We start from the raw sequence: 5,768 nt of genomic DNA, 5'->3' as shown, positions 1-5,768 counted from the left end.
CGGTGTCAGCCCCGGACAGTTCGAAAACCAGACCCTCGCTTAGGGGCGTGTCCACATTATGCGGGTAGGATCAAACAGCTTGCCGTCAATGGATTTCAAAAACGCCTTGATCGTTTCATAGTCATCGACCCTTTCGGTCACGACAGCATCAAAGTAACTGAAGCTGCGTTCTGACCAGAGCGATTCATAACCGGATGTGTCCCCCTTAAACCACTTATCCAGTGCTGACGTTTCCAGACCGATAAGATGGTCTGCAAGTTTACGTTCTTCATCACTGTAGTTTTGCTCGTAAACGGGTAGTGCGTTTGACATACATTTCTCCTTTTGTATTCCCTACGACTGATGGCAAGGTAAGCAAACATCGATTACCGCCGGATATAGGGCTCGATACCAGCTCGCAACAGATTCCTGCCGGGGCATTGCGCATATATTGTCCTGTGATGCGGTCGATCCTCATGAGGTCAGGGAGTCGTCGCGCGTTTGCGGAAGTCCTTCGGCGTAAAACTGGTTTCCCGCTTGAAGAACTTGCAGAATCTGTCGACCTCACCGAATCCAAGGCGTTCGGACAGCGCTCCGATGGGCAAATCGGTGTGTGTGAGTAAACGTTTAGCCTCCAGCACGATCCGTTTTGAGAGATATGCTTTGGCACTGATCCCTTGAGCCGCCAGTGTTGCGCGCGTCAGGCTCTTCTCAGTACAGCCAAGGTAGCTTGCATAGTCGCCAACCTGGCTCCATTGCGAGAAATGCTCGTCCACCAGTTCCTGGAACTGCCGGAACCGTAACAGCATCCCCGATTGCTGCGATGCAGGTTCCTGACGTTGCCCGTGCAGGACAGTCAGCCAAGTCAGCAGCGCGTAAAAACGGTAACGCAACAACACATGCACCTCGACGCTCAGGCAGCTTGCCGAAACGTCCCCCGCCTCAGCGCCAGATTGCTCCTCAGGTCTCTTTGGCAACCCCAAACGGGCATCGTCGTGGATGCACTGAATATCCTGCATGGCTCGTTTAAGTTCTGCCGGATCAAGGCAGATGCTTCCAGGCAGGCGATCCAGAACAGGGGCTATTTCAGCCTCTGCCGACAGCAGAAATTCCGGACGAAGCAGTACGATCCATCCATCCCAGCCCTCCTCACTGCCGAAGTTGTGGGCCTGGCCAGGCCGCAACGTGAGCAATGTCCCCGCGATGCATTCAACCGGCTCAAAATCGACAAAGTGCGTACATTGCCCTTCGGTCACGCAGATCAACATATAGAACTCATAGCAGTAAGTCCTGCGCATGGCCTGCACCGTCGAGCGACGCTTGAGGTCCGACAAACGGAATACCTCAAGATCATAGGGATAAGGGCTGCCCGGGCTATACGTCAGCCGCTCAACTGTAGGTTGCGCCATTGCACTCATCGACTACCTCTTTCACCATCGTCTTTTCCCCACAGAATGTCCGATACTTACAATTAAAAAGCCATTTTATTGTACAAATCATGCCATTTATGGCCCATAATGGCAATTAACAAAAGCGTTAATGAGACCTCTGGTCACGGATATATGAGCACGAAAGAGCGGCATCGCCAGACAAGCGGGGACGGGACGATACCTACCTGGCCGTTCTTCATCAACAGCTTCCCCGAAGCGATAAAAGCGGTTCAGAATAGCGATGTGTACATCCATTCCCGCGTCCGCTGAGTAGCAGAGATATTGTCAGGAGTGTCCATGGATACACAGAACCTAGTCCACCTCGCCGATGACTATGCACGATCGTTTACTGCCGTGACGGCCGACCACTCAATGGGGATCGGCTGGGCGGCCTACAAGCTGCATGGCAAAGTGTTCATGCTGGTCGGTGAGGTGGACGATAAAGCCACCGTTATTGTGAAGGCCGATCCCATTAGGGCCGCGATCCTGCGCGGTCAATTTGAAGAAATCTCACCGGCTCATCGCATGAGCAAGCGCCACTGGCTGTCTGTCGTTGCAGGCAAGTTCATCACGAAGGCGTTGTTGCATCGGGAGATCAAAGAGTCTTACCTGCTGGTTCAGGCGAGCCTGCCGCAAAAGCGCATCCGCAATGTCGGACAGCCAGCACATAAAGGCATCTCCAGACGCCAGTTGCAGCCTCTTGCACGCCGCCTGGCGACTGAATTGCCTGGCGTCAGCCGCGGCCGCCCGTTTGTCGAAAAACTTGACGTCTACAAGGTCGTCAACAAAGTCTTCCTCATCATCACCGATGATCCTGGTGAGCCGATCATCACGGTCAAGACAGACCCGGGCCAGATCGAAACCCTGTGTGAACAGTATGAAAACGTGACGCCCGGGAGATATCTCGATAAGCACCACTGGGTATCTGTCGAAGGTGGCAAAGGCGTGACCCGGGAACTGGTAGAAGAACTGATCAAACAGTCCTACCGGCTGGCGCTCAAAGCAGTGCCTCAACGTTTAAAGCCCCCGGTGTAAACCGCCCTGCAAACCGGATCCGCCACCCTGTGGCCGGGACCCGCCAGGTATCGTCGAAGGCCATTTTCAATTTAACAGGAGTAACATATGACCAAACTCGCCGGACAAGGTAAAGCGCTGGCCGTGCACTACGCCGGGGAGCTCTCAGGCTGGGCTCCCATTACAACACGGCCCCTGTTTGGCGCTGTCGCCCTCTATCGTGACGGGCTCGTATTCGCGATGGTCTGGAAAGGATCTCTGTATTTCAAGGTGGATAATACAAGCCGTGCCGACTATGAGGCGGCAGGCTCACACGCGCTGGGCTATGTCGCCGAGGGCAACGATCATGCGCTAAAATCGTACTGGGAAGTGCCGGTGGATGTGCTTGAAGATAATGAAACACTGACGGAATGGGCGCAGCGGGCCTGGAGCGCAGCTCTCAAAGCGACCAGGGGCTGATTATCTCGTGACGACAAGCTCCCAATCAACCGAATTTCTGTCGGGCGGACAGTTCACAGCAGCCACCCGGGACTGGTTTGTCTCCACGTTCGGTACGCCCACGGCGGTGCAGGATGCTGCGTGGTCGGCAATCGGCGGAGGGCACCATTCGCTGGTCATCGCCCCCACCGGCTCAGGCAAAACGCTGGCTGCTTTTATGCATGCCATCGATCGACTTTTCAGTGAGCAAGCAGCTGCGTTAACTTCGGACCCCGAGAACGCCCGGCGACGTGCAACGAAAACCCGGGTGCTCTACATTTCGCCAGTTAAGGCTCTGGGGACAGATGTGCAGCGCAACCTGTCTTTGCCGCTCCAGGGGATAATGCAGAAGCGCCAGCGACGGGGCGATGCCAACGTGGTACTGACGGTGGGCCTGCGAACCGGCGACACGCCGACAGCAGAGCGCGCCCGTCTCGTGCGCAGACCTCCCGACATTCTCATCACGACGCCGGAGTCTCTCTTCCTGATGCTGACCTCCCGGGCAAGAGAAGCGCTGCGCGACGTCAGTACCATCATTATCGACGAGATCCACGCCGTAGCGGGTACCAAACGCGGATCGCATCTGGCTCTGAGCCTGGAGCGGCTGGACGCGCTGCTGGAAACGCCTGCGCAACGCATCGGGTTATCAGCCACCGTACGCCCCGTGGAACGGGTGGCTGAGTTCCTGGGAGGCGAGCGACCTGTCACCGTTGTAGCCCCGCCATCGATGCGCCATCTTGAGGTGCGCATCGTGGTGCCGGTGGCAGACATGTCGAACATCCCGGAAAGTGAGCCCGGCGACAACGCGGGCAATGGCCGCCCCGGCTCTGTCTGGCCGCATGTGGAGGCCAGTATTCTGGACCAGGTGCTTTCACGCCGCTCCACTATCGTGTTCGCCAATTCCCGCGGCATGGCAGAGCGGCTGACCGCGCGCCTCAATGAAGCCTATGCAGCAAGACTGGCAGGCGCTGAACAGACTGCGCCCACAGCGGATAGTGCCCCTCCTGTACAGTACGTATCGACGGCGGTCAGCACCCAGGCGCACTCCGCCGGTGTTGCCGCTACGATCGCCCGATCTCACCACGGGTCGGTGTCCAAAGAGCATCGTGCTGAGATCGAGCAGGCACTCAAATCCGGTGAGTTACGCTGCGTGGTCGCCACCTCAAGCCTGGAACTGGGCATTGACATGGGCCTGGTCGACCTGGTGATTCAGGTAACTGCACCCCCCTCTGTCGCCAGCGCTCTGCAACGTGTTGGACGCGCCGGACACCAGGTTGGCGGCATTTCAACCGGGCTCGTCTATCCTCGCACACGACGCGACGTGATAGACGCCGCCGTTATCGTCGAGGCGATGCTGAACGGCCGTATTGAGGCCATCGCCCCGCCCCGCAATCCACTGGATGTGTTAGCACAGCAGACGGTCGCCGCCGTGGCGATGGAGCCGCTTGATGTCGACACCTGGTATGCCACCGTGCGCCGCGCTGCGCCCTATCTCACACTCCCCCGCACGGCGTTCGATGCCACGCTGGATATGCTGGCGGGACGCTATCCCTCCGATGATTTTTCCGGGTTTCGGCCACGGCTGATCTGGGACCGGGAAACCGGTCAACTGTCGGCACGTCCGGGCGCACAACAGTTGGCGGTCACCAGCGGTGGCACCATCCCCGATCGCGGCATGTTCAGCGTCGTTCTGCCCGAAGGTGAAGAACGTGCTGGCTCACGCCGGGTGGGTGAGCTCGACGAAGAAATGGTCTACGAGTCGCGCATCAACGATGTTATCACTCTGGGGGCGACGTCCTGGCGCATTCAGGAAATCACCCGCGACCAGGTGGTCGTCATCCCGGCTCCGGGTCGTTCCGCTCGCCTGCCATTCTGGCGCGGAGACGGTATCGGTCGGCCTGCCGAGCTGGGAGAGGCCATCGGTGCTTTCCTCGGCCAGCTCGAACCGGACATCTCCGGGGCCGGTGACGCACCACTCCCCGAGCCCGGTACACAAAGTCGCCTGGAGGCCATCAGCCTGAACGGAAATGCCATCGGTAACATGCTGGCACTGCTGTCCGAGCAGCGTGCTGCCACAGGTGTGCTACCCACCGATCGCAGGCTAATCGTCGAGCGATGCCATGACGAGCTTGGCGACTGGCGCCTGATCCTGCATTCACCCTATGGGCGTCGGGTCCATGAGCCCTGGGCGCTGGCCATTGCTCAACGCATCCGCGAGCGCTGGAAAATCGATCCGGCCGTGGTGTCCAGTGACGATGGCATCGTGGCGCGCCTCCCGGATACGGGCCGGGTGCCTGGTGCGGAGCTATTCCTTTTCGAACCAGACAAACTGCGACACACCGTGGCCATCGCTGTCGGGGGCTCAGCACTGTTTGCCGCACGCTTCCGTGAGTGTGCCGCGCGTGCGCTACTGCTTTCACGGAGAACGCCTGGCCGACGCTCTCCGCTGTGGCAGCAGCGCCTTCGTGCCGGTCAGTTACTGGAGATCGCCCGGGATTATCCTGAGTTTCCGATACTGATCGAGACCGCACGCGAGTGCCTGCAGGACGTGTACGACCTCGATGCGCTCGATGAGCTCATGCGGCAACTGAATACAGGTCCGGTACAGCTGGTTGAAGTCACCACAGAAGTACCGTCCCCTTTCGCCACTGACCTGCTGTTTGGCTATGTCGCACAGTTCATGTACGAGACTGACGCACCGATGGCCGAACGACGTGCATCGATGCTCGCCCTTGACAGTGCCTTGCTGGGCGAACTTCTGGGACAAGTTGAGCTGAGTGAACTGCTCGACCCCCTGGTGATGGAACAGCTTGATCAGGAGCTGCAGCGACTGGCGGTTGGCTACAGAGCGAGGGGCAAGGAGGGCGT

5 protein-coding genes are annotated in these 5,768 nt (G+C 58.6%); 3 read left to right on the top strand and 2 right to left on the bottom strand.

Translation table 11 applies throughout. The annotated features are described in order from the left end of the window. Positions 1-39: 39 nt before the first annotated feature. Together NV64_RS22385 and NV64_RS22380 are read right to left on the bottom strand one after the other, a co-directional pair. Entirely contained in the window at positions 40-312 is a 273-nt protein-coding gene (locus NV64_RS22385; RefSeq protein WP_199177717.1) for a hypothetical protein, read from the bottom strand. Positions 313-461: 149 nt separating this feature from the next. After that, on the bottom strand, positions 462-1,397 hold the full coding sequence (locus tag NV64_RS22380) for an AraC family transcriptional regulator (RefSeq protein ID WP_101506824.1): 936 nt from the start codon (positions 1,395-1,397) through the stop codon (positions 462-464). A gap of 309 nt (positions 1,398-1,706) precedes the next feature. Here NV64_RS22380 and NV64_RS22370 point away from each other — a divergent pair, with 309 nt between their 5' ends. The 3 genes from NV64_RS22370 to NV64_RS22360 form a co-directional block, all read left to right on the top strand. Then, positions 1,707-2,444 (top strand): MmcQ/YjbR family DNA-binding protein, encoded by a 738-nt coding sequence (locus NV64_RS22370; RefSeq protein ID WP_101506823.1) that lies wholly within the window; start codon positions 1,707-1,709, stop codon positions 2,442-2,444. Between the two features lie 87 nt (positions 2,445-2,531). After that, the gene (locus tag NV64_RS22365; protein WP_101506822.1) at positions 2,532-2,882 is read left to right on the top strand and encodes a TfoX/Sxy family protein; all 351 of its coding nucleotides are present in this window, start codon (positions 2,532-2,534) and stop codon (positions 2,880-2,882) included. Between the two features lie 7 nt (positions 2,883-2,889). Continuing rightward, positions 2,890-5,768 (top strand): ATP-dependent helicase (locus tag NV64_RS22360; protein WP_101506821.1); only part of this gene is annotated, 2,879 nt, incomplete at its 3' end.

This window comes from Erwinia sp. B116 (assembly GCF_002865965.1).
Classification (GTDB): Bacteria; Pseudomonadota; Gammaproteobacteria; order Enterobacterales; family Enterobacteriaceae; genus Erwinia.
This window is presented reverse-complemented; position numbering and strand designations above follow the sequence as displayed.

Coding starts and splice junctions, on each gene's coding strand:
- NV64_RS22385 (WP_199177717.1), bottom strand. CDS start 312: ATGTCAAACGCACTACCCGTTTACGAGCAAAACTACAGTGATGAAGAA.
- NV64_RS22365 (WP_101506822.1), top strand. CDS start 2,532: ATGACCAAACTCGCCGGACAAGGTAAAGCGCTGGCCGTGCACTACGCC.
- NV64_RS22370 (WP_101506823.1), top strand. CDS start 1,707: ATGGATACACAGAACCTAGTCCACCTCGCCGATGACTATGCACGATCG.
- NV64_RS22380 (WP_101506824.1), bottom strand. CDS start 1,397: ATGAGTGCAATGGCGCAACCTACAGTTGAGCGGCTGACGTATAGCCCG.